This window comes from Aeromonas sp. R4-2, assembly GCF_040908295.1.
Taxonomy (GTDB): Bacteria; Pseudomonadota; Gammaproteobacteria; order Enterobacterales; family Aeromonadaceae; genus Aeromonas; species Aeromonas veronii.
Window position 1 is genome coordinate 59193 of the sequence record NZ_JBFODL010000004.1, and the last position, 23279, is coordinate 82471.

19 protein-coding genes are annotated in these 23279 nt (G+C 61.0%); 9 read left to right on the plus strand and 10 right to left on the minus strand.

The genetic code is table 11. The features are described from left to right. The first annotated feature begins 121 nt into the window (after nucleotides 1–121). Nucleotides 122–2377: an LTA synthase family protein gene (locus AB5Y99_RS00510; RefSeq protein ID WP_368208364.1), complete on the plus strand. Its 2256-nt coding sequence runs from the start codon at nucleotides 122–124 to the stop codon at nucleotides 2375–2377. Between the two features lie 64 nt (nucleotides 2378–2441). Here the strand turns inward: AB5Y99_RS00510 and AB5Y99_RS00515 are convergent, their stop codons facing one another. Then, nucleotides 2442–3458, minus strand: coding sequence for a S66 peptidase family protein (locus tag AB5Y99_RS00515; RefSeq protein WP_368208366.1), 1017 nt, complete (start codon nucleotides 3456–3458; stop codon nucleotides 2442–2444). Between the two features lie 265 nt (nucleotides 3459–3723). Between AB5Y99_RS00515 and AB5Y99_RS00520 the strand changes: the two genes are divergently transcribed. The 5 genes from AB5Y99_RS00520 (at nucleotide 3724) to cysG (ending at nucleotide 9277) form a co-directional block, all read left to right on the plus strand. Next, nucleotides 3724–4566, plus strand: a complete 843-nt coding sequence (locus AB5Y99_RS00520) for a patatin family protein (protein ID WP_005333746.1) — start codon at nucleotides 3724–3726, stop codon at nucleotides 4564–4566. 200 nt (nucleotides 4567–4766) lie between these two features. Next, nucleotides 4767–5825, plus strand: coding sequence for an anaerobic sulfite reductase subunit AsrA (gene asrA, locus AB5Y99_RS00525; protein WP_323893828.1), 1059 nt, complete (start codon nucleotides 4767–4769; stop codon nucleotides 5823–5825). Between the two features lies 1 nt (nucleotide 5826). Next, nucleotides 5827–6666, plus strand: coding sequence for an anaerobic sulfite reductase subunit AsrB (asrB, locus tag AB5Y99_RS00530; protein WP_323893827.1), 840 nt, complete (start codon nucleotides 5827–5829; stop codon nucleotides 6664–6666). Nucleotides 6667–6677: 11 nt separating this feature from the next. Next, nucleotides 6678–7688: a sulfite reductase subunit C gene (gene asrC, locus AB5Y99_RS00535; protein WP_058056676.1), complete on the plus strand. Its 1011-nt coding sequence runs from the start codon at nucleotides 6678–6680 to the stop codon at nucleotides 7686–7688. Between the two features lie 197 nt (nucleotides 7689–7885). Continuing rightward, the gene (gene cysG / locus AB5Y99_RS00540; protein WP_323893826.1) at nucleotides 7886–9277 is read left to right on the plus strand and encodes a siroheme synthase CysG; all 1392 of its coding nucleotides are present in this window, start codon (nucleotides 7886–7888) and stop codon (nucleotides 9275–9277) included. Nucleotides 9278–9377: 100 nt separating this feature from the next. On the opposite strand, the gene AB5Y99_RS00545 is transcribed toward cysG, so the two are convergent. The 9 genes from AB5Y99_RS00545 to AB5Y99_RS00585 form a co-directional block, all read right to left on the minus strand. Beyond that, complete coding sequence (locus AB5Y99_RS00545; RefSeq protein WP_064338209.1) at nucleotides 9378–9980, minus strand: hypothetical protein; 603 nt, start codon at nucleotides 9978–9980, stop codon at nucleotides 9378–9380. Nucleotides 9981–10232: 252 nt separating this feature from the next. After that, the gene (locus tag AB5Y99_RS00550; protein WP_005352756.1) at nucleotides 10233–10550 is read right to left on the minus strand and encodes a heavy metal-binding domain-containing protein; all 318 of its coding nucleotides are present in this window, start codon (nucleotides 10548–10550) and stop codon (nucleotides 10233–10235) included. A gap of 171 nt (nucleotides 10551–10721) precedes the next feature. After that, nucleotides 10722–11516: a cell division protein DedD gene (gene dedD / locus AB5Y99_RS00555; RefSeq protein ID WP_323893824.1), complete on the minus strand. Its 795-nt coding sequence runs from the start codon at nucleotides 11514–11516 to the stop codon at nucleotides 10722–10724. 74 nt (nucleotides 11517–11590) lie between these two features. Continuing rightward, a complete protein-coding gene (gene folC / locus AB5Y99_RS00560) occupies nucleotides 11591–12850 on the minus strand; it encodes a bifunctional tetrahydrofolate synthase/dihydrofolate synthase (protein WP_160880311.1) in 1260 nt (419 codons plus the stop codon). 2 nt (nucleotides 12851–12852) lie between these two features. After that, a complete protein-coding gene (gene accD, locus AB5Y99_RS00565) occupies nucleotides 12853–13716 on the minus strand; it encodes an acetyl-CoA carboxylase, carboxyltransferase subunit beta (RefSeq protein WP_005333765.1) in 864 nt (287 codons plus the stop codon). A gap of 119 nt (nucleotides 13717–13835) precedes the next feature. Beyond that, a complete protein-coding gene (truA, locus tag AB5Y99_RS00570) occupies nucleotides 13836–14645 on the minus strand; it encodes a tRNA pseudouridine(38-40) synthase TruA (protein WP_040066446.1) in 810 nt (269 codons plus the stop codon). A 198-nt stretch (nucleotides 14646–14843) separates the two neighbouring features. Then, a complete protein-coding gene (locus AB5Y99_RS00575; protein ID WP_368208369.1) occupies nucleotides 14844–17048 on the minus strand; it encodes a FimV/HubP family polar landmark protein in 2205 nt (734 codons plus the stop codon). A gap of 271 nt (nucleotides 17049–17319) precedes the next feature. Further along, nucleotides 17320–18336: an aspartate-semialdehyde dehydrogenase gene (locus AB5Y99_RS00580; RefSeq protein WP_368208371.1), complete on the minus strand. Its 1017-nt coding sequence runs from the start codon at nucleotides 18334–18336 to the stop codon at nucleotides 17320–17322. Nucleotides 18337–18528: 192 nt separating this feature from the next. Beyond that, a complete protein-coding gene (locus AB5Y99_RS00585) occupies nucleotides 18529–19650 on the minus strand; it encodes a 4-phosphoerythronate dehydrogenase (RefSeq protein ID WP_368208373.1) in 1122 nt (373 codons plus the stop codon). Between the two features lie 248 nt (nucleotides 19651–19898). Between AB5Y99_RS00585 and AB5Y99_RS00590 the strand changes: the two genes are divergently transcribed. The 3 genes from AB5Y99_RS00590 (at nucleotide 19899) to AB5Y99_RS00600 (ending at nucleotide 23015) form a co-directional block, all read left to right on the plus strand. Then, nucleotides 19899–20642: a phosphatase PAP2 family protein gene (locus tag AB5Y99_RS00590; protein ID WP_368208374.1), complete on the plus strand. Its 744-nt coding sequence runs from the start codon at nucleotides 19899–19901 to the stop codon at nucleotides 20640–20642. A gap of 99 nt (nucleotides 20643–20741) precedes the next feature. Further along, nucleotides 20742–21419 (plus strand): ribonuclease T, encoded by a 678-nt coding sequence (gene rnt / locus AB5Y99_RS00595; protein ID WP_162516138.1) that lies wholly within the window; start codon nucleotides 20742–20744, stop codon nucleotides 21417–21419. 273 nt (nucleotides 21420–21692) lie between these two features. Beyond that, nucleotides 21693–23015 carry a Na+/H+ antiporter family protein gene (locus tag AB5Y99_RS00600; RefSeq protein WP_005361308.1) on the plus strand — a complete coding sequence of 441 codons (1323 nt, stop codon included), beginning with the start codon at nucleotides 21693–21695 and terminating at the stop codon, nucleotides 23013–23015. The last annotated feature ends 264 nt before the right edge of the window (nucleotides 23016–23279 follow it).

Below are 23279 nucleotides of genomic sequence, written 5' to 3' on the forward strand. Positions count from 1 at the left end.
TGTAACCAAATATTCATTAAGTGGTCATTAAATTGACAAGCTGAAACAAGGCCCGCACCATCGGGTCAAACTCTATGCGGATGAACGATCTCTCCCTCACTCGCTCAAAGGATGAGCTTATATGAATCGCCCCTCCTCAGGCCGCCCCCGCGTTCTGAGTCTGCCCTCTCTGCTGCTTGCCCTGCTGGGCGGATTGCTGCTGCTGACCCTGTTGTTGCCGCTGATCAATCCCGGCAGCTGGCTGGGCCGTGCCCAACCGCTGGTGCTGGGGCCCGCCGACAATCCGCTGGCTACCCTCACACGCCACGCCCTGCTCTATAAAAGCGACAGCCGCGGCCTCTATCTGGTGGTACGGAGCCAGTGGCAGTTGCGAGGGCCGCTGCAAGCGGGGGACAAGGTGCGAGTGGAGCTGCTCAACGACAAGGGGGAGCGGATCGACCAGCTCAGTCAAGCGGTGGATAAGCGTCAGGTGTGCCGCAATAACCGCTGCACCCTGGATCTCAACAGCACCCTGCGCGCCCCGGATGATGCGCTTGATAGCCGCTATCAGCTGCGCATTGGTCTGCTGCTCAAAGATCGCCCCGAGAGCGGCGACTTCAGCCAGATCCTGCAAACCCTGCCGGAGCAGGGCTTCAACCTCACCTATCTGGTGGTGAGCCTGACGCTGGTGCTGGCCCTGAGCGCCGCTGTGCTCAAAACGGTGCTGCCAAAGCTGCGCCGCAGCCTGCGCTGGCGGATCATCGGCAGCCTGCTGCTTGGCAACCTCACCTTCGTGCTGCTGCACGGCTTCGTGGTGTTCAAGCTGGGGGAATTTCTGCTCTGGTCAGGCTTTCGCCCAGAGCACTACTATCTCGCCTGGGGCAGCATGGTGCTGGGCTGGAGCCTCTGCGCGCTGGCGGGCTTCAACCTCTATATGGGGCTGGTCTTTACCGCGCTGTCAGGCATAGGTCTGCTGGCCAACTTTATGAAGATCGCCATCTACGGCGTGCCGCTCGGCGGGGACGATTTTGGCAACCTGCTGGCGCTGCTGCGGATCCTGCTCGATCAGCACCCCATCCTGCCCATCTTCACCGTCTTGCTGGCACTGTTTCTCTGCTGGCGCTTTGCCCTGTCACGCTGGGTATTGCGCACTGCCGCTGCCACCGTCGCCTTCTTTGCCCTGTGCGTCTTTGCCACCCAGACCGGCAACAAGCTGCTGGGAGCCAACATTCGCTACGTGGATCGCGCGGTCAACTACCACAGGGACATCATCCGCTCCGGCCCCGGCCTCTATCTGTTCAATCTGGTGGACGAGATGCTGCAAAGCGGCAGCGTGTTTCGCTACCCCTTGCAGATCAACGAGCTGACCCCGCAGCTGAGCTATCCGCCCCAGGGCATAGCGCCGCGCTGGGATCTGGTGATCGTGCTGCAATATGAGTCGCTCTGGCTCGACTGGAAGGGGAGGATCTGCGCCCCGGCTCCCACACTCTCCCTGCCCGCCAGCGTGCAGCAGTGGCAAAAGACCATCCACTCCCCCACCACCGGCGGCATGACGGTGCTGGCGGAGTTCGAGATGAACACCGGCCTGCCGGTGGGCTTGCTCAAGCAGGGGGTGGTGCCCTACTACTACCTCTCGCAGCAGGTGCCGGGACTGGCCCAGAGCGCCAGACAGAGCGGCTATAAGACCTTGTTTGCCCACCCCTATGTAGAGAAGTTCTGGGGCCGCGCCAAGGCGATCCCGGCGCTGGGCTATGAGGAGCGCTGGTTCGACACCCGCTTCACCACCCTTGAGCACAAGGGGCTCTATATCTCCGATGATGCCCTCATCGACCACATACTCAAGCGCAGCGAACAGGATGACAAACCGCTGTTTGCCTATGCAGTCACCATGCAGGGGCACGGCCCCTTCGATGGCCCCCGCTATCAGGGGCAGGAGCGCAGCGGCGCCTGCCCGAACCAGAGCGAGAGTGACACCCAGCTGCTCAACACCTATTACACCGGGGTGGTGGATGCCATGGCCTCGCTGGAGCGGCTGCTCAAGTCCCTAGACCAGTCGGGCAAGCGCTATCTGGTGGTGGCATTTGGCGATCACCAGCCGTTTTTGATGTCCGCCGGCAAGGGCATTCACGGTGACAAACCGGCGCGCGATGCCACCTACCAGATCCCCATGATGGCCTTCACCCGCGCCGATGACCCCCTCAATCTGGCGACCCAGTTTGCGCCGGTACGCCAGCTCTACCAGATGGGTCAGGCCACTCGCCAGCTGCTGGCGGGGGATATCACCCCCATCGAAGAGAAGCCCCTGCTCCATCCGGTACTGGGGGAAGAGAAGGGATTCGACCCTTCAAGCCTGGTGCCGCAGATCCGCGCCAGCTTCCGGCCCGATGCACTGCCCTGATCCCTCTCCACAAAAACAGACAAGGCCGCATCAGCGGCCTTGTTGTTGGACATACATTTCGCCCTCATTTTGCTCGCCACCAGGGCTGCAGCAAGGTGAGCTGCTTAAGGTCGAGATCGAGCGCCACCTCGATGCCCAGCGGCAACGTCAGCATGGGGTGGGTATGGGCGCAATCAAACTCCGCCAGAATGGGGAAATCCGGCTCCCCCACCACCTCCAGCAGGATATCGAGGGGGCGCTTGCCGCTACCCTGATCGTTGAACAACTCGTGCTTGCCAAGGATAAGGGCGCCGATCCGATCAAACACCCCGCACAGCTTGAGATGGGCGAAGGAGCGCTCCAGCGTCTCGGCAGATTTCAGGCTGTCCTCCAGCAGCAAAATGTCGCCGTGCTCGATGGGCGGCATATAGGGGGAGCCCCAGATCCCCGCCATGGTGTTGAGGTTGCCGCCAATCAGCCGTCCCTCAACCCGGCCTGAACCCACAGAGATCAGCCGATTGGGCTGGCAGCGCTTGGCCCGGGTCTGGTTCTCCCAGTCCAGCCGTTCATCGCTCCACTTTGCCGGGGTGGGCAGCGTGCAGGGGACGCCAGCTTCATCGGCCAACGCAATCTGTAAAAAACTGGCCAACGTCTCATCCACCAGCGGCGGCAACTCGCCAAAGGAGGCCACCAGCGCCGGGCCATAAAAGGTAACCAGGCCAGTTTGGGCGTGGATGCCGAGCAGCAGGGCCGTCACATCGGAGTAGCCAACGATGATCTTGGGGTCGCGCCTCAGCGCCTCAAAATCGAGGTAGGGCAGCAGGGAGTTGGAGTTGCTGCCGCCAATCACCGACATGATGCAGCGCACTTCTGGGTCGCGAATAAGGGCGTTGAGCTCCTCGGCCCGCGCGGCAATGGAGCCGGATCGCCAGTGATCCTGCTGGCCGGTGAGGCTGCCCGCCTTGAGCCTAAAGCCCTGCCCCTCAAGAAAGGCTTTTGCGCGGGCAAAACGGTTGGGTGCCCAGGCGGTCGCCGCGCTGGAGGGGGAGAAAAAAGCGATGGTATCGCCACGTTGGAGCAGCGGGGGAACCAATAACGTCATGACACACTCATCCTTGCCAATATCCAGCCATCACAGAGTCGTTGAGACTCCTACACAACCCCTTTGATCACAACGGGTTTATCACTGTCGTTTAGAAATACAAAACACTTGATTCATTATTAACAGATATTCTAAACACTATCCCCTTCCTAGAATGACCTCATTGCGATGGCCAACCCCGGTTGGTTGTCAGAACGGTCGGCCTGACAGCCCGGACGTTCTCTTTCCCACTTTTTCTCTCTGACTTATCAATGAGGTGCCTGTCATGAACAAAAACGCATCCCCCAGCGCATTGGTTGTAGAAGGCGGCGCCATGCGCGGCATATTTGCCAGCGGCGTGCTGGATGCGTTTATCGAGCATGACTATCGCCCCTTTGACTTCGCCATCGGCGTCTCGGCGGGGGCCACCAACTTGCTGGCTTATCTCGCCAGCCAGCATGGCCGCAGCCACGAGATCCTGACCAAACTGGCGTGCAGCCAGCAGTTTATGGATCCCCTGCGTTTTGCCAAGGGGGGCAATCTGGTGGATATCCACTGGCTGTGGAACACCAGCTGCCGCAAGTATCCCCTCGACATTCACGCCTACCGGGAGACCGGCATCCCCTTCTATGCGGTGGTGACCAATACCCTGACCGGCAAGGCGGAGTACATCCGGGTCAAGCCGGAGAACATGAACGAGGTGCTGCCCGCCAGCTGCGCCATTCCCCTCGCCTCCCATGAATACCCGGAGGTGCACGGGGTGCCGATGACAGATGGCGGGGTGGCCGACTCCATCCCGGTGATCGAGGCCTACCGCCGCGGTGCCCGTCACCTGACGGTGATCCTCTCCGAGCCCCTTGGCTATCGGCTCAAGCCGATGCCTTTCCCCTGGATGATCCGCACTCTGCTCAAGACCCGCCCCGCGCTGGCACAGGCGCTGGAGCAGCGGGATCGCAGCTACAACGAGGCGCTCGATTTTATCGCCAATCCGCCGGAGGACTGCCAGATCGAGGTGATCGCCCCGGCCGACTACTTCCCCGTCTCCCGTTTCACCCGCGATATCAACAAGCTGGAGATGGGATACGTGATGGGCAAGTGCGCAGGCTATCAGGCCGCCCTGCTCAATTGATAAGGGTTTTACAGGCATGACCCGACCTGCCGCGACGCACGCGCCGCCAACACAATAACAATCGGGTCAGTTGAGCAACATGAGTCATAAAAACAGACCGTGGCGAGGCAAGCGCGGCCAGAACCGATGCCAGACATCCTGACCGGCCCGCTCCTCATCCCTATGCCAGGGCATCTCACCCTCATACAAGGTGTTTATTTATGTCGTTTCTTCTCACCCATCCCGCGCTGGCGCAGCTGTTCGAGCGGCTGCTGCCCGATTACCGGATCATGGCGCCCGCGGCCGAATATCGGGGCGGCCGCTTCTCCGACACCGACAACGTCACCTACCACAGCATCCGCCATCCGGCCGATCTGGTGTGGCAGGAGAAGTCCCACTTCTCCCCAAAAGAGGTGGTGCTCCCCATCACCCAGACCCTGTTCCACTTCGACAATCTGGAGCTGCGCGAATCAAAGGTGGAGGCCAAGCCCACCCTGCTGTTCTTGCGCAGCTGTGATATCCACGCTCTGCGCAGGCTGGATCAGGTCTACCTGAAAAATGGCCAGAACAGCGACGTCTACTACGCCCGGCTGCGCAGCAAGCTCAAGCTGGTACTGCTGGAGTGCCGCGAGAGCTTCGAGAACTGCTTCTGCGTCTCCATGGGCAGCAACGAGACCCAGGACTACGCCGCCGCCATTCGTCTGAGCGATGAGGGTGCCCGTATTGAGGTGAAGGATCCCGAGCTGCTCGGCTACTTTGCCGAGCTCGGGGAATCCGATGACTTCACCCCGGAATTTGTCCAGAGCAACCCGGTCAAGGTACGCCCCCCGGACAGCGTCTGTAACGACCCCCAGCGGATCCGCCAGATCCTCACCGCCCATCCGGTCTGGGCCGAGTACGACAGCCGCTGCATCGGTTGCGGCCGCTGTACCACCTCCTGCCCGACCTGCAGCTGCTACAGCGTGCATGACCTCACCTATGCGGAGAACCCCAAGCAGGGCGAGCGCCGTCGCCAGTGGGCCAGCTGTATGGTGGATGGCTTTAGCGACATGGCCGGTGGCCACGGTTTTCGCGCCAAACATGGCGAGCGCCTGCGTTATCGCGCCCTGCACAAGGTCAACGACTACAAGGCCCGTCAGGGGGAGGAGCACATGTGCGTCGGCTGTGGCCGCTGCGACGATCGCTGCCCTCACTACATCTCCTTTAGCAACATCATCAACAAGATGGCCGATGTGGTCGAACAGACCATCGCAGCCGACAACGCGAAGGGGGCGAACTGATATGTGCCAGTGCCAGCAAACCGCAACAGCAGAACCGCAGCAGGACGTGGTCGAAAACCGCCTGCTGCCCAAGGCCTACACCATTCTGGCCATCGAGCGCCACACCGAGCTTGAGTGGAACTTTCGGGTCTCCCGCGACTTTGATGTCCACTACGGCCAGTTTGTGGAGATCTCCCTGCCCACCGTCGGCGAAGCGCCCATCTCGGTCTCCGACTATGGCGATGGCTATGTGGATCTGTTGATCCGCAAGGTCGGCAAGGTGACCGATGCGCTGTTTGTCCTCGATGTGGGCGACAAGGTGTGGATGCGCGGCGTCCACGGCAACGGCTATCCGCTGGAGACCTACCGCAACCAGCACCTCATCGTGGTGGCGGGCGGCACCGGCGTCGCCCCGGTCAAGGGGTTGCTGCGTCGCTTCAGCAAGCATCCGGAAGAGGTGAAAGCCCTCGACATGATCCTCGGCTTCAAGAACGAGCAGGCGGTGCTCTATCGCCACGAGATGCCGTTCTGGGCCGAGCGCCAGAACCTCATCGTCACCCTGGACGAGGGCAAGGAGAGCGAGCAGTTTCGCATCGGCCGGGTCACCGACTACATCGACCAGCTGGATCTCGCTGACAAGGAAGATATCCAGGTGATCGTGGTCGGCCCTCCCATCATGATCCGCTTCGTGGTGCTCGCCTTCCTCGAGCGGGGCATCCCCAAGGATCGCATCTGGGTTGACTACGAACGCCGCATGGCTTGCGCCGTGGGCAAGTGTGGCCACTGCCGGATGGGCGACACCTATATCTGCGTGGATGGACCGGTCTTTCGTTTTGACCAGGCCCAGCATCTGATCGACTGAGGGAGAACACCATGAGTCTCGATATCGACATCATCAAAGCCCGCGCCAAGAACGAATACCGCCTCTCCAAGGTGCGTGGCGAAGCGATGATCAGCGTACGCATTCCCGGCGGGATCATGCCCGCCCACCTGCTGGCGGTAGCCCAGCAGATCGCCGAACAGTATGGCAACGGCCTGATCCACCTCACCACCCGCCAGAAGCTGGCGATGCCCGGTATCAAGTATCAGGACATGGACAAGGTCAACGCCGCCCTCGAACCCTTTATCAAGGAGATCGAGGTGGAGACCTGCGGCATCGAGGTGGAGGATACCCAAGCCGGTTACCAGACCATCGGCGGACGCAACATCGTTGCCTGTCAGGGCAATACCATCTGCCAGAAGGGCAATATCGACTGCACCGGGCTGGCCCAGCGGATGGAGAAACACCTCTACCCCAACCCCTATCACCTCAAGATGGTGATCGCCGGCTGCCCCAACGACTGCGCCAAGGCCAACATGGCCGACTTCGGTATCCTCGGCATCGCCAAGATCCACTTCAATGCCGAGCGCTGCATCGGCTGCGGCGCCTGCGTCAAGGCGTGCAGCCACCACGCAGTCGATTGCCTCGCCATCAAGCATGGCAAGGCGGTCAAGGAGGAGAGCAAGTGCATCGGCTGTGGCGAGTGCGTGCTGGCCTGCCCGACCCTGGCCTGGCAGCGGGATCCCAAGCAGCTCTACATGGTCAAGCTGGGGGGACGCACCAGCAAGAAGACGCCTCGTACCGGCAAGCTGTTCCTCAACTGGGTGACCGAAGAGGTGCTGCATGCGGTGATCAAGAACCTGTTCGAGTTCGAGGCCGAGATGCTGGATGGCAAACCCATCTACCTGCACATGGGTCACCTTATCGACCGGGCCGGTTATCACAAGTTCAAGGAGCGGGTGCTGCGCGGCGTCACCCTCAATCCGGAAGCCATGGTCGCTGACCGTATCTTCTGGGCCGAAGATCAGTACGTCGCCAACATGCACGTCAAAGCGGTGCAATAGGAAAAACCTCGTTTGGGGAAGCGTGATCAAGTGGCCGACACCGGTGGGGATCTGTCGTTGGCCCGGGCGTAGATCACCCTTCCCCTTTTTTATTCCCGTCGGGGGATCTTTCCCCCGACCATCCTGGGTGCGTCACGGCGCGCCCTGCTATCTCGCCCGGCGCGGCATTGCGAGCGGGCCAGCATCCGGAGCCTGTTATGGACTTTCTCCCTCTCTTCTGTCAGCTGCAAAACAAGCCGGTCCTGATCGTCGGCGGTGGTGAGGTGGCTGTGCGTAAAGCGCGCCTGCTGCTCGATGCCAAGGCGAAGATCACCATCAATGCCCCGCATTTGGAACCCCAGCTGATGAGCTGGGCCGAGCAGGGTCGCCTGACCGTCTGCGCCGCCAGCTTTCACCCAGAGCTGCTCGATGGCAAGTGGTTGGTGATCGCCGCCACCAATCAGCAAGAGGTCAACCAGCAGGTCTTTCACGAGGCGAACCTGCGCCAGATCTTCTGCAATGTGGTGGACTCTCCGGCCCACTGCAGCGCCATCATGCCCGCCATCATTGACCGCTCGCCGCTGATGGTGGCCATCTCCAGCGCAGGCGCGGCGCCGGTACTGAGCCGCCAGTTGCGGGAAAAACTCGAAGCCATGCTGCCGCAACACCTCGGCCAGCTCGCGGCGCTGGCGGGCAAGCTGCGCGAGCGGGTCAAACTGATTCCGGACAAGCTGGCCCGCCGCCGCTTCTGGGAGCGGCTCTTTAGCCATGAGCGACTGGCATGCCAGCTGGCCCGCGGCCAGCAACAGGCCGCCGAGCAGAGCGTCGCTGAACTATTAAATGAGCCGCTACAGAGCAAGGGAAGCGTCACCCTGGTGGGCGCCGGCCCCGGCGATGCGGGGCTGCTCACCCTGAATGGCTTGCAGCAACTGCAGCAGGCGGATGTGGTGGTCTATGACCGGCTGGTGTCGCAGGAGGTGTTGGCGCTTGTTCGCCGGGATGCCGAGCGGATCTTTGTTGGCAAGGAGGCGGGCCGCCACTGTGTGCCCCAGCAGGCGATCAACCAACTGTTGCTTGAACAAGCGCTGCTGGGCAAACAGGTGGTGCGGCTCAAGGGGGGCGATCCCTTTATCTTTGGCCGGGGTGGCGAGGAGCTGGAAACCCTGGCCGAGGCGGGCATCCCCTTCTCGGTGGTACCGGGCATTACGGCAGCCTCAGGCTGCGCTGCCTACAGCGGCATTCCCCTCACCCACCGCGATCATGCCCAGCGAGTACAGTTCATCACCGGTCACGACAAGGAGGGCAATATCGCCCAGGAGTGGTCGGCGCTGGCGGCCCCCCGCCAGACTCTGGTGTTCTACATGGGGCTGGCCCACGCCGCCCGCATTCAGGATGCGCTGCAAACCCACGGTATGCCCGGTCACACCCCGGTGGCGCTGGTAGAGCAAGGCACCCAGCTCAGTCAGCGGGTGGTGCGCGGCGAGCTGCAGCAGTTGGCCGAACTGGCCTGTCAGGTGAAGAGCCCGAGCCTCATCATCATCGGCTCGGTAGTCACTCTGGCCGACAAGCTGGACTGGTATGGGGAAGCCAACGCCATCCACGGCATCTAACCCCGCACGGCTATCACCCAATAGAGACAACAAAACAGAGAGCGGCCATGCCGCTCTCTGTTTTTTGCATCAATGACCAAGCCGTGGCACGACGTGTCTGTTACTCGAGCCGGATGGGGCCGGTATTCTGAACATCGCTGTCATTCCAGTCGCTCTCATCGCGAATGCGCGGATCCCCCTGCAAGGTGTAGAGGATGGTTCCCTGACGAAACTGTAGCGCGCCATCGGCCCGCTTGGCCTTCACCTTGACTCCGTTGACCCACACCTGCTCCTTGCCATCCACCTGAATATTGGCCACCGTGGCGCCTGTCTCGCGGTTCTTGGCGATCCACTTGCCCTGATAGGGTGAGTCCCCCTTGGCCATCGGCAGTGCGGCGGCCTTGCCCGCCGACCAGGCGTGCACGGTGCAAAAGCCGTGGGCCCGGCGATCATGCTTGATGACGTAATCCAGGGTGGGTTCGCTGGCGGGTAGATCGAAGGTGATCCCGATGACCACCTTGCCGCTTGTGGCCGAATAGGCGGCGGGCGCCAGCGTTTTCAGGGTCGCCTTCTTGCCATTGATAAAGACGTTGCCCCCTTGCGACTTGACCCGGATATCGGTGGGACAAGTGGCGCTGAAGTTGGGCAGCGCCGCGAGGGCACTGCCGGCATGGGCAGTCATGGCCAACATGACAAGGGTCAGCAGAGCAGGTTTTTGATTCATAGTGATACGCCTTCAAGAGAAGAGAACCTCGTCCGTGAGCGGTGTTGTTCCTGATGGCGGCACTCTAGCTTGACCCTCTCGGGCTACCCAGTTAAAAAAAATAAAACCGGCTAGCCGAATTATTAATAAATATAAATATTTAAAATCAATTATTTAAGCAATATTCCCGCCAGCCGCCACGTATCAGACAGGCAATAAAAAAGCCGATAACCCGGTTATCGGCTCATTGCCCATGAAGACGCTGGAGCCCGATCAGACCACTACGGCGGTGCCACTGATGCTGACCATCAGCATGCTGCCGTTTTGCCCCACCACTTCGTAGTCGATATCGATGCCGACCACCGCATTGGCGCCAAGAGCGGCGGCACGCTCTTTCAGCTCATCGAAGGCGATCTCGCGGGCACGGGCCAGCTCTTTTTCATAGGCGCCGGAGCGGCCGCCGATGATGTCGCGGATCCCGGCAAAGAGATCCTTGAAAATGTTGGCGCCGAGAATGGCTTCGCCAACCACGATGCCGCGGTATTCACGAATGGCTTTGCCTTCCAGCGTGGGGGTCGTTGAGAGGATCATCTTGAACTCCTGTGAGTAGCAGAAGGGCTCAGACTACCCCAACTGCCCGAAAATCCCAACCAGGGGGTGGCCTGTACGACGCCGACCTTAAAAATCACGACGGCCAGATAAAAAAACACCGCGCACGGGGCGCGGTGTTTGTTTCAGAGGGCCATTGCCAACGGCAAGCCGTCACGGATTGTAAGAGACCACCGAGCCACTGAGGCCGGTCATCTGGGAGATCCGCCCCTGCATCCCTTGCAGTTTGGCCTTGGAGACATCCGGTCCGATAAAGACCCGGTTGAGCTGACCCTGCACCGGTGTGCGCGGCGAGGTGTGGGCAGAGTAGCCCGCCGCCCGCAGCTTGCTCACCAGCGCGTTGACGCTGTCGACGTTCTTGAAAGCGCCAAGCTGGAGGATCCAGCTACCCTGCGCCGGTGCCGCAGCAGGCGCGGGTGTGGTCGGCTGGGTCATCTTGCTTTCAATCAGATCGTCGAGGGACTTGATCTGACCCGCCTGCGGCTTGGTCGGTGCGGGTGCCTTGGCAACTTCAACCGGTTTGGCTGGCGTCGGCTTGGGTGCTGGCTTGGGCGGTTCGACCGGTTTTTTGGCCACCACTTCCGGCTTGGGCTGTGGCTTGGGTTGGGCATTCTGTTGCGGCTGTACCGATGCGGCAGGGGTTGTCGCCGGCTGTGCACCGTTGCCCTGACCGGCGAGGGTCATAGGGTCAGCCACCTCTTCCACTTGCCACTGTTGGGCCGCAGAGGCCTGTTGCTGGCTGGCCAGATGATCGGCGGGCAGGCTGCTGGCTGCCGAGACCTGCAGCGCAGGCTTGGCAGGCTCCAGCTCGGGGCGCAGCGGGATCTTGGCAAAGGCCTCCTCCTTTTGTGCCAGCTTGTGACCATCCAGCAAGTCCGGCAGGAAAATAACAACCAGGGCCACCAGGATGACGGTGCCCACCAGACGGTTTTGAAACTTCGAGGCCAAGTTGAATCCTACCTTTACGTAACTCAATATGCGATTTGGCTCCCCGCCCGAAGGCCGGGGAGCCGGGGTGTGGCCTAGACGGCGACACCCGCCAGAATGTCGGCGACAGTGTAAAACGAACCAAACACAATGACCATATCGTCCGGACTCGATGCGGCCAACGCTGCCTGATAAGCGGCGCTGACATCATCAAACTCCCTGGCAGGCCCTTTGCCCTCCCCCAACGCCGCAGCCAGTTGCGCAGCAGTGGCGGCGCGCGGGCCGGTGAGACTGGCCAGATACCACTCGCCAATCAAGCCATCGAGTTCGGCAAGGGAGCCCGCCATGTCCTTGTCTTTGAGCATGCCGACCACGGCGCGGCGTACACCCGAGCAGGGCATCTTGCGCAATTGAGCTGCCAGATAGGCTGCCGAATGGGGGTTATGGGCCACATCGACGATCACCAGCGGCGCACTTTGCAGCTGCTGCATCCGGCCAGCTAGCCGGGCATTGGCCAGCCCGTCACGGATAGCAGACTCCGGCAGCGGCAAGCCGAGGGATTCCAGCGCCGCCAGCACGGTCACCGCGTTCATCAGCGGCAGCGCCGGTTTTGGCAGATCCCGCCACTGGTTGAGGCCGTGATAATCCCAACCGCTCTCGTGCTCATCGCCACGAAAATCGATACCGACCTGACGCAGGTTGGCGCCAAGACGCTGGGCTTCGCTGGCAATAGTCGCGGGCGGATTAGGCTCACCGCTGATGGCGGGCTTGCCAGCGCGATAGACCCCAGCCTTCTCCACAGCCACTGCTTCGCGGGTATCCCCCAGCCAGTCGCAGTGATCGAGGGCAATGGAGGTGATCATGGCGACATCGGACTCCACCACATTGGTGGCGTCGAGCCGACCGCCCAGCCCCACTTCCAGCAGCAGCACATCGGGCGCGGCGCGGCAGAAGAGCCACAAACCGGCCAGGGTGGCGAACTCGAAGAAAGTAAGGGCAATCTCGCCACGAGCAGCTTCCACCTCGGCAAAGGCGGCGCAGTGATCGCTGTCGGGCAGCTCTTGCCCGTTGACCCGCACCCGCTCGGTAAAGCGCAGCAGATGGGGCGAGGAGTAGACGCCGACCTTGTAGCCTGCGGCCATCAGAATGCTGGCCGCCATGGCACAGCTGGAGCCCTTGCCGTTGGTACCCGCCACCGTGATCACCTTGAACGGCAGCTGGGTAAGCCCCATACGCCGGGCAACGGCACCGACCCGATCCAGCCCCATGTCGATATTGACCGGATGGATCTGCTCCAAATAAGAAAGCCAGTCGACAAGCGACCGGCTTTGGGATTGTTGCATGTTTGAACTCATCTTCACTCTTCGATGACGTGAGTATTCAGCATTTTGGCGAGCAGGCTGGCCAGACGGTTACGCATTTCGCGGCGATCGATGATGATATCGATGGCACCCTTTTCCAGCAGGAACTCGGAGCGCTGGAAGCCTTCCGGCAGTTTCTCGCGCACGGTCTGCTCGATAACGCGCGGGCCGGCAAAGCCGATCAGAGCCTTGGGCTCGCCCACGTTGATGTCACCCAGCATCGCCAGACTGGCAGAGACGCCACCCATGGTGGGGTCGGTCAGCACGGAGATATAGGGCAGGCCCGCCTTGGTGAGTCGGTCCAGCGCTGCACTGGTCTTGGCCATCTGCATCAGGGAGAAGAGGGCTTCCTGCATGCGAGCACCACCAGAGGCGGAGAAGCAGACCAAGCCACGGCCTTCCTTGATGCACTCCTCAACGGCGCGCACAAATCGGGCACCGACCACGGAGGCCATGGAGCCCCCCATGAAGGAGAATTCGAACGAACAGGCGACAACCGGTACCCCTTTGAGGGTCCCTTTCATCACCACCAGCGCATCTTTCTCCGCCGTCTCTTTCTGAGCGGCAGACAAACGATCCTTGTAGCGCTTGGAATCCTTGAATTTCAGTACATCCTGCGGCTCCAGCTCGGCACCGATCTCGGTACGACCCTGCTCATCGAGGAAGCTCTCGAGACGGGCGCGGGCGCTGATGCGCATATGATGATCACACTTGGGGCACACTTCGAGGTTGCGCTCCAACTCTGCCCGGTAGAGCACCTGTTCACAAGCACTGCACTTGGTCCACACCCCTTCCGGAATGTTGTGACGACGAGGCGCAGTGATCTTGCTCTTGGGAAGAATCTTCTCAAGCCAGCTCATGGAATTCCTTAATGCTTTTGTGCCTGACAAAACGCATCGAGCCTAGATTGTTCAATGACTTAATAGCTCGATGGCAACAAATGACGGGTCATTAAACCACAATTTTTCGGGCGCAGTTACTAAAAACTGGTCGTACCCGGTGCCGAGTCCGGCAGCCACAGCGGGCCGAGCGGCAACTGTGGCAGAGCAAACTCGGCCGGGTAATCCACGTCGACCAGATAGAGGCCACCGGCCTTGGCGGTCGGCCCGGCCAGATTGCGATCCTTGGCAGCCAGCACCTCGGCAATCCACTCCACTGGTTTGAGCCCCTGCCCCACCAGCAGCAGGGAGCCGGTGATGTTGCGCACCATATGGTGCAGGAAGGCGTTGGCCTTGATATCGAGCACGATGTAGGGGCCGGAACGGCTGACACACAGATGGGTCACATTGCGCCACGGGGTGTTGGATTGGCAGGCGACGGCACGGAAGGTGCTGAAGTCGTGCTCCCCCAGCAGGCTCTGGCCCGCCTGGTGCATCAACTCGGCATCGATGGTCTCGTGGTAGTGGCTGACGCCACTGCCGAGGATCGCCGGCCGGTAGTTGTGGTTGTAGATGACATAGCGGTAGCGACGGGCAGTGGCGCTGAAGCGGGCGTGGAAGCTCTCGTCCACCTGCTTGACCCAGCGCACGGCGATATCCGGCGGCAGGTTGGAATTGAGCCCCAGGGTCCAAGCCCCTTCGGCACGGTTCGCCTCGGTATCGAAGTGGATCACCTGACCGGTCGCATGGACACCGGCATCGGTGCGCCCGGCACACTGGATGGAGACAGGGTGGTTGGCAATCCGGCTCAGCGCCGTCTCCAGTTCAGCCTGCACGCTGATCACTTCACGCTGACGCTGCCAGCCGAAATACCGGCTGCCGTCATATTCAATACCTAGGGCAATTCGCATGGATAAACTTGTCTTGTTGTGAAAACGCAGTGAAAGAAACGTGGCGGATTATACGCGCTCAGCCCGAAAAGTCCCACCACGCGCGCAATTGGCCTCTATTATGAGCCTGCGCGGCCATGACCCCCATCGCAAATCGCCAAAAGAAGAGGGCAGCCTGCTGGTTGCCCCCGTTTTGCTGATCCCGTGATGGGAGATGCTTTAGCCCAACCGCTTGAGCAACTTCTCGGCTTCGGCGCGCTGGTGATCGCTACCCTGTTCCGCCGCCTCTTGCAGCAGCTCGCGGGCGCTATCCTTGTCGTCAATCTCGAGGTAGGCACGGGCCAGATCCAGCTTGGCACCCACACCGCCGTCATCGGCATCCACGTCAAATCCGGTGGATTCCGGCAGCACCTCGGGGAAGCCATCGAGCCCCACATCCAGCGAGAAGCCCTGATAAGGCTCCTGCTCCGGCGCGGTGGCATCCGCTTCGGCCAGCAGCTTGTCGATCTCGACGTAGCCGCTCTCTTGCGCCTGCTCACGGGGCTGGAGATCTGCCGGATGAGATTCCACCTCGGCGAACGCATCTTCGAAATCGGAGAGCGCCAGCTCGTTGGGATCCCACTCCAGATCCAGCTCAGCTTCCTTCGCCTTGACAGGCTCAAGACCGAGCTCGGCCAGCATGGCATCCGCACTCTCGTCGGTGTCCTCTGCGGCACTGAGATCAATGGCGTTATCATCTTTGCCAGCAGCAGGCTCGTCGAGGGCACTGTCGAAATCGCCGAGATCGAAGCTAGCCAGATCGTCGTCAGCGGCACCGACTTCGTCGATGGAGCTCAAATCGGGCTCGAGGTCGGCTGAGAGATCCGCATCCAGCTCGGCGAACAGGGCTGCCTGCAGCTCCTCTTCGCTCATGATCTCGTCAGCGGCCTTGGGCTTTGGATTGAACTCGCTGGCCAGATCCATGGCGGGCTCGTTGGCAAGCGCGATAGGCTCATCCAGCGAGAGATCGAGATCCGGCACCAGATCCGGGTCACGACTGGCTGGCTGGGCCGCCATCCGCTCGGGCTCGAAGCCCTGCAGCTCCATCTCGCCCTCGTCGCTGAACACCAGATCGACATCCGGCTTGGCGGCCGGCTCGTCAGGCTCCATCGGCATAAAGCCATCCGGGGTGTTGAGATCCGGCACCGGGCGCACCGGCTCGTTGTCGGTCACATCGACGCTCAGCAGATCATCAAACTCGCTCTGCTCCTGATCCATCATCATGGCGGTGGATTCGGAGAGGCTCTTCTCCTGCTCTTCCAGTTCGCGGCGGGCACGGGCACGCAGCCACAGGGTCACCAGCGCCAATACCAGCAGTACCGGCAGCAGAATGATCATGGCGAGGTTGAGCGGCGAGGAGAGCAGCTCCATCAACCAGTTTTTCTCAGGCTCAGGCTCGGCTGCCACCGGCGGGACCGGTTGAGCCTTGAGCTCGGCAATCTCTTTTTGCAGCGCGGTCTGATCCTGCAGCTGGGCCTTGAGGGTCTCCACCTCTTCGGTCAGGGATTGCAGACGCAGCTTGAGCCTGTGGTTCATCTCGGTCACCTGGCCGAGCTGGGCATTGGCATCTTCCAGTGCCAGCGCCATCTCGGTAGCCGGTTTGCCCACCGGTTTATCCAGGTCGGAAGGCAGAGGCGCCGGGGTGGTGCCTTCTGCAGCGCTAGGAGCAGGTGCTACCGCCTCTTTCGGCGCAGGCTCGCTCACCTTGGCCACTTCTTTGGTTTCGGCAGCCGGTTGCGGAGCCACCACCGGGGCGGGAATGGGGGCGGCTTTCGCTACTGGCAGCGGCGCAGGCGCAGCCTTCACCGGCTCGGTCTTGGCGGCTTCCACCTTCGCGGGTTTGGCGGCAGCCGGCTTGGCAGTATGGGTCTGCTTGTCAGCCAGATATTTGGGGCTTAACCCCTTCCAGCTGGCGTTGTCGCTGCGGAACTTGGCGCGGGCCTGTGCATCAGTGATGACGCTCGCCTCGGCCGCGGTCGGCAGCAGAATGCGGGAACCCACCAGAATGTGGTTGATATTGCCATCGGCAAAACTGCGGGGGTTTTTCTCGTAAATCGCCACCATGGTCTGGTAGACGCTGACCCGATTGGAGGGGCGATATTTGCTCGCCAGGCTCCAGAGGGTATCGGTCGGACGAACGGGGCCATAGCTACCGGCATTGGCAGTGACCTGACGTACCACCGGCTGGGCGGTTGCACGCACCGGTTGCGCCACGGGTCTGGCGACCGGCTGCGCCAGCGGCTGGGAATTGACGGCGGGAGGTGCGGGTTCGTCAGGGCCTTTTAGCTCGACAAAAAAAGGCTCCCGCGCCGAGTCTTCAGCCTGGACGGTGCCCAGCAGACCCAATGCGAGTAGCGTTGCCAATGTTATGCGGGAATGTCCCATATTCGTTCCTTCGTATGACGGCCCTATCACATTGAAAAATCTGGATAGTTACCCCAAAACAGTCGGTTCAATATAAATCAGGCTCGCCTGGCAAGCCAGCAGTCCGACACATTTAGCACCCAACTTGACCCTGAGTGTAGGAAAAAACTTAATCAGTTGATATCGCAACAGAATCTTGAAGTGACGGAGTGCGGCATGGGTCACACCCCGGTTTGATCACAGGCCGGATGCGCAGCACTCCCTGCTGCGCATCTGTGGCATCTGACCAGCCTTACAGATAGTCGCGAACCAGCAGCTCGGCAATCTGTACACTGTTGGTTGCCGCGCCCTTACGAACGTTATCGGCCACGATCCACATATTGATACCACTCGGGTGAGAAATATCCTGGCGCACCCGACCCACCAGCACCTCATCCTTGCCGGTTGCGTCACGCACCGGGGTCGGATAATCCCCTTCGTCATCAAACAGGGTCACACCCGGCGCATTGCGCAGCAGGTCCTTGACCTGTTCGGCATCGAGCGGCTGGTGCAGCTCGACGTGTACCGCCTCGGCATGGCCGTAGAAGACCGGCACCCGCACGCAGGTGGGGTTCACGGCAATGCTGGCATCGCCGAGGATCTTCTGGGTTTCCCATACAATCTTCATCTCTTCACGGGTGTAGCCGTTGTCGGTGAAACTGTCGATCTGCGGGATCAGGTTAAAGGCGATCTGTTGCGGATAAAGGGTCGGTTCCACCGGACGGCCGTTGAGCAGATGAGCTGTCTGACCTGCCAGCTCGCTGACCCCCTCTTTGCCGGAGCCTGATACGGATTGATAGGTGGCCACGTTGATGCGGGCAATGCCCACTTCGTCGTGCAGCGGCTTCAGGGCCACCAGCATCTGGATAGTGGAGCAGTTGGGGTTGGCGATGATGTTGCGATTGCGAAAATCGGCCAGCGCATCCGGGTTCACTTCCGGGATCACCAGCGGGATATCTTCGTCGTAACGGAAGCAGGAGGTGTTGTCGATGACGATGCAGCCGTGTTCGGCAGCAATCGGCGCCCACTTGGCAGAGACCTCGGCACCGGCGGAGAAGAGTGCGATCTGCACCTGGCTCCAGTCAAACTCCTCCACATCGAGGATCTCGAGGTTCTTGCCGCCAAAGCGCACGGTATCACCGGCGCTGCGGCTGGAAGCCAGCGGATAGAGGGTCGCTACCGGAAATTCGCGCTCTTCCAGGATCTCGATCATCGCCTGACCCACGGCGCCGCTGGCACCCAATACCGCTACGTTAAACTGCTGGCTCATTCTGTTCTCCTCTGATAATGCTGCAATGGCGCCGGGTGGCGCCATGGTCGGCAGGCTCCCGCACGGCGAGATGACGCTGCCTGATATGGCTGAGCCGGCGCAGTAGCATCTGCGCCAGCTCAGTAAAAAAGGGGTCGAGGTAGCCAGTATGGCTCACCCCTTCCGGTTATCTTCCAACTCTTAGCCCCCGATTCAGGGGCGTGACAGCGCAAATCCCAGCTCACCCAGCGCCTGGTCGGCAAACGCCCCCTCAACCTGCAGGGAGGATAGTTCACGGCGCTCGGGGTAGTGTTTGCGCTGCTCGTCAAAGCTGCCGGGCAGACCGAGTCGGGCACGGAAACGGGCATCATCGCGGCGCACGTCATAAACCAGATGCACCAGCTGCTTGATCAACGCCTGATCCGGCGCGCGGCCCGGCACCACCGCCTGCACATCGGGGGCGGGCAACAGCTGACTCAAATCCTGACGAGGCTGGCGTCCCAGCTGCTGGCAGAGCGCCTGATAGAGCATCCAGGTACCGCGGGCCTTCCCCTCCAGGCTGTAACCGGCGATATGGGGGGTGGCAATCTCGGTATGGGGCACCAGCGCAGCCAGTGGCTCGGGCTCGTTCTCCCACACATCCATCACCAGTCGCAAAGGCGCATCGCCCAACTGGCGCGCCAGCAGGGCCCGGTTATCCCACACCTCGCCACGGGATGCGTTGATCAGGATCTGTCCGGCAGGGCGCGCGGCAATCTGTTCGGCATCGAGCAGATGGTAGGTGGCATCCAGCCCTTCACGGGTAATGGGCACATGGAAGCTGACGATATCGGCGCCAAGAGCGGTCTGATAATCGACAAAACCCGCTGCGGGATTTTCCCGCGCCCTGGGCGGATCGCAGCGCAGCACCCGCATGCCGAGCGCTTGGGCCTTGCCAGCCACGCACTCGCCGGTATTGCCCGCGCCAATCACCGCCAACGTCATGGCCGAGAGGTCGAGTTCGTAACGCTCGGCCAGCACCAGCAGGGCGGAGAGCACATAGTCCCCCACCGAATACTTGTTGCAACCGGGGGCGCTGAAGAAGGGAATATTGCGGCTTGCCAGCAACGCCTTGTCCACATGGTCGGTGCCTATGGTGGCGGTGCCGACAAACCCGAGTTTGGGGCTGGTCGCCAGCAAATCGCCGTTGACGCGGGTGACCGAACGCACCAGCAGCACATCGGCATCCAGCAGATCGCGGGCCTGCATCTGCCGTCCGGGCAAGGGGATCACCTCGCCAAATTCGGCAAACAGCTCCACGGCATGGGGCATATTCTCATCAACGACTATCTTCATCGGGCTCTCTTTGGTCACAACCGCCACGGGGGCGCCATTCTAGCGCAAAGCCGCCCGAGATTTCAGCCTGTGATGCAATCCGGCACGAAAGGGGACCACATTGTGCGGCAGCCGTTCCATCCGCCCGCTCAAACAGAGGATGTCGCCACAAATGTGTAAGCAGAGGTAACAAACGTGCTGCTCGGCTTTGTCCGGGCATGTCACGGTGGCACAATGCCCCTCTTTTTTCGCGATCGCCCATACCCACCATGCCGCCACACGCTCCGCCGCTCCCAATGTCAACCGCCTCACTCACCCGCAGTCAGGTGCTTGGCTTCACAGCCCTGTTAATCCTGCCCCTGTTACTGCTCGCCACATTGCCCTGGCAGCCTTTTCTGACCGGTTCACTGCAATCAGGCTGGCTATGGTGGTCATACGCCCTTACCCGCATGGTCGATATTCCCGGGATCGGGGTCAGTGGCGCCCTCTTGCTGTTGCTGACCCGCTACAAACTCAAACTGGAGCTGTCCCCCTTCATTGCACTGGGGTGTGCGCTGGCAGCCCTGCTCGCCAGCGACTGGGTGCTCAAGAGCCTGATCAAACACCTGACCGAAGAGCCCAGACCCTATCTGCTCTGGCTGGAGAGTCAGTCGCTGATCCCGGCCATCAAGCACTTCTACGCCAGTAGCATCGATGTGCGCAGTGAACAGGTTCATGCCGCCAGCCAGTTGCTGGCCCTGCCAGAGTGGCTCGGCCACCACTGGCAGGCCGAGGTGAACTATGCCTTCCCCTCCGGCCACAGCATCGCCGCCATCAGCCTGGCTCAATTTTTTGGTCTGATCTGGCTGGCCCGCGCTCCCACGGGCGTCTGGCTGCTGCCACTGTGGGCATTGGGAATTGGTCTGTCGCGCATGGTAATGGGGATGCACTGGCCGGTGGATGTGCTGGCCAGCGCCCTGCTGGGGTCGCTCACGGCGCTGATTGCCGCCCGCTGGTGGCTGCACAGATATTGAATCCGGCGCCATCTTGGCGCGGCATCCTGCGTGGGATGGGAGGACAAGCCTGTGCTTTTTTGCCATAATGCCGCCTCATTTTATCCCGACCGAGATCCCATGACCGACGCAGTTCATACCCTCAAGGGCCGTTTCCGTGGTTTTTACCCCGTCGTCATCGATGTTGAAACAGCCGGGTTCAACGCCAAGACTGATGCCCTGCTCGAAATCGCGGCTTACACCCTGAAAATGGATGAGCAGGGCTGGCTCGTTCCCGATCAGGTATTCCACTTTCATGTCGAGCCCTTCGAAGGGGCCAATCTGGAAAAGGCCGCGCTGGAGTTCACCGGCATCGACCCCTACAACCCGTTGCGTGGCGCTGTCTCGGAAAAAGAGGCGCTGACCGAGATCTTCAAGGGGATCCGCAAGGGGATGAAGGAGCAGGATTGCGGCCGCGCCATCATAGTGGCCCACAACGCCACCTTTGATCACGGCTTCGTGATGGCTGCCGCCGAGCGCGCTGGCCTCAAGCGCAATCCGTTCCACCCGTTTGCGACCTTCGACACCGCTGCTCTCTCCGGATTGGCGCTGGGTCAGACCGTGCTGGCCAAAGCGTGCCAGAGCGCCCGCATCCCGTTTGACAATAAAGAGGCGCACTCGGCCCTCTATGACACCGAACGCACCACAGAGCTGTTCTGTCATATCGTTAACCGCTGGAAGAGCATGGGGGGTTGGCCGCCAGCGCATCCGGATGATGACACAACCGATGCGCCTACCGATGATGATGGGCAAGAATAAACGGATGAAGGCTGCCACTGGCAGCCTTCGCTTTTTGGAGAAGTGATTGATTGCTCAGCGCACCGGAAATCGCTATCAACATCACTATCCACCGCTGCACACGCGATGAACGGAGACAAACAGGTCAAAACCCCTCATGTTGAGCAACCTTGTGCCACATGCTGCTGCGATATGAGAGGTTTGACTGATTTTTTACTCGACATTTGTCACATTTTTCGCAAACTAACTCCCCTTCACATGACAGACAGCAATAACAAACTATAAGGAAATCAAATGAATCCAGTTGTTATCGCAGTCGGGCTGATGCTGGTGCTCAGTCTGCTGCGGATCAATGTGGTGGTCTCGCTGGCGCTGGGGGCCATTGCTGGCGGCCTGGTCGGTGGGCTGTCGTTGACCGATACCCTCACCACCTTCAGCGGTGGCCTGGGCGGTGGCGCCGAGATTGCTCTCTCCTACGCCATGCTGGGCGCCTTTGCGGTTGCCATCTCCCGCTCCGGGATCACCGACCTGCTGGCCCGCAAGGTGATCAACCAATTGGGCAAGGATGCCAGCTCGACCCGCATCATGTGGGTCAAAACCCTGCTGCTCTCTTCCGTGCTGGCCGTGGCTATCTCCTCCCAGAACCTGATCCCGGTTCACATCGCCTTTATTCCCATCCTGATCCCGCCGCTGCTGCATGTGATGGCGCAGATGCAGATCGACCGTCGTCAGGTGGCCTGTGTCATCACCTTTGGTCTGACAGCTACCTATATGGTGCTGCCGGTCGGCTTTGGTGGCATCTTCCTGAACAATATTCTGGCCAAGAACCTGATCGATAACGGCGTGCCCATCACCACCAGCCAGATCCCGCTGGCGATGGCCATTCCGGTTGCCGGTATGGTACTGGGCCTGCTGATTGCGGTATTCATCAGCTATCGCAAACCGCGCCAGTACGATCTGGCCAAGATCCTGGATGCCGAGCCCGAAGCGGTCGAGCTCAACCTCACCCACATCTGGGTGGCTCTACTGGCCATTGGCGTAGCGCTGGGGCTGCAACTGATGACCAACAGCATCGTACTGGGTGCGCTGGCCGGTTTTGTCATCTTCACCTGCGGCGGCGTCATCAAGTTTCGCGAAAGCCAGGATGCCTTCACTCAGGGGGTGCGGATGATGTCGCTGATCGGCTTCATCATGATCTCTGCCGCCGGTTTTGCCGCCGTGATGAAGGCGACCCACGGGGTCGACTCTCTGGTCCAGGTGGTCGCCTCCGGCATCGGCCAGCACAAAGGCATCGCCGCCTTCCTGATGCTGCTGGTGGGTCTGCTCATCACCATGGGGATCGGTTCTTCCTTCTCCACCGTGCCCATCATCGCCACCATCTATGTGCCGCTCTGTCTGCAGCTCGGCTTCTCACCAATGGCGATCATCGCCCTGGTCGGTACCGCAGGCGCGCTGGGGGATGCGGGTTCACCAGCCTCCGACTCGACCCTGGGCCCCACCTCCGGCCTCAACGCCGATGGCCAGCACGACCATATCTGGGACAGCGTGGTGCCCACCTTCATTCACTACAACATCCCGCTGGTGATCTTCGGCTGGATTGCCGCCATGGTGCTCTGATAGCCCCTCGGGCTGCGACCTCTGCACGTCACAATGCAAAACAAGAAGGCGACCTGATGGTCGCCTTCTTCATTGATGCCAACCAATTACCCCGCTCGATATGAATAATGGCTGCCAGCCAGACAAAGCCTCTGAGCGGCCACCTAGTCGCCACCCCTTGCGACCGCCGGAGTCAGCGGGCGCAATGCTGTCACTCCCCATCCAACTATCCGCCCAAGTGCACACGTCCCAACGCTTGCCAATACAAAGAAACGGCAGCCAGCC

Coding starts and splice junctions, on each gene's coding strand:
- AB5Y99_RS00510 (WP_368208364.1), top strand. CDS start 122: ATGAATCGCCCCTCCTCAGGCCGCCCCCGCGTTCTGAGTCTGCCCTCT.
- AB5Y99_RS00515 (WP_368208366.1), bottom strand. CDS start 3,458: ATGACGTTATTGGTTCCCCCGCTGCTCCAACGTGGCGATACCATCGCT.
- AB5Y99_RS00520 (WP_005333746.1), top strand. CDS start 3,724: ATGAACAAAAACGCATCCCCCAGCGCATTGGTTGTAGAAGGCGGCGCC.
- asrA (WP_323893828.1), top strand. CDS start 4,767: ATGTCGTTTCTTCTCACCCATCCCGCGCTGGCGCAGCTGTTCGAGCGG.
- asrB (WP_323893827.1), top strand. CDS start 5,827: ATGTGCCAGTGCCAGCAAACCGCAACAGCAGAACCGCAGCAGGACGTG.
- asrC (WP_058056676.1), top strand. CDS start 6,678: ATGAGTCTCGATATCGACATCATCAAAGCCCGCGCCAAGAACGAATAC.
- cysG (WP_323893826.1), top strand. CDS start 7,886: ATGGACTTTCTCCCTCTCTTCTGTCAGCTGCAAAACAAGCCGGTCCTG.
- AB5Y99_RS00545 (WP_064338209.1), bottom strand. CDS start 9,980: ATGAATCAAAAACCTGCTCTGCTGACCCTTGTCATGTTGGCCATGACT.
- AB5Y99_RS00550 (WP_005352756.1), bottom strand. CDS start 10,550: ATGATCCTCTCAACGACCCCCACGCTGGAAGGCAAAGCCATTCGTGAA.
- folC (WP_160880311.1), bottom strand. CDS start 12,850: ATGAGTTCAAACATGCAACAATCCCAAAGCCGGTCGCTTGTCGACTGG.
- accD (WP_005333765.1), bottom strand. CDS start 13,716: ATGAGCTGGCTTGAGAAGATTCTTCCCAAGAGCAAGATCACTGCGCCT.
- truA (WP_040066446.1), bottom strand. CDS start 14,645: ATGCGAATTGCCCTAGGTATTGAATATGACGGCAGCCGGTATTTCGGC.
- AB5Y99_RS00575 (WP_368208369.1), bottom strand. CDS start 17,048: ATGGGACATTCCCGCATAACATTGGCAACGCTACTCGCATTGGGTCTG.
- AB5Y99_RS00580 (WP_368208371.1), bottom strand. CDS start 18,336: ATGAGCCAGCAGTTTAACGTAGCGGTATTGGGTGCCAGCGGCGCCGTG.
- AB5Y99_RS00585 (WP_368208373.1), bottom strand. CDS start 19,650: ATGAAGATAGTCGTTGATGAGAATATGCCCCATGCCGTGGAGCTGTTT.
- AB5Y99_RS00590 (WP_368208374.1), top strand. CDS start 19,899: ATGCCGCCACACGCTCCGCCGCTCCCAATGTCAACCGCCTCACTCACC.
- rnt (WP_162516138.1), top strand. CDS start 20,742: ATGACCGACGCAGTTCATACCCTCAAGGGCCGTTTCCGTGGTTTTTAC.
- AB5Y99_RS00600 (WP_005361308.1), top strand. CDS start 21,693: ATGAATCCAGTTGTTATCGCAGTCGGGCTGATGCTGGTGCTCAGTCTG.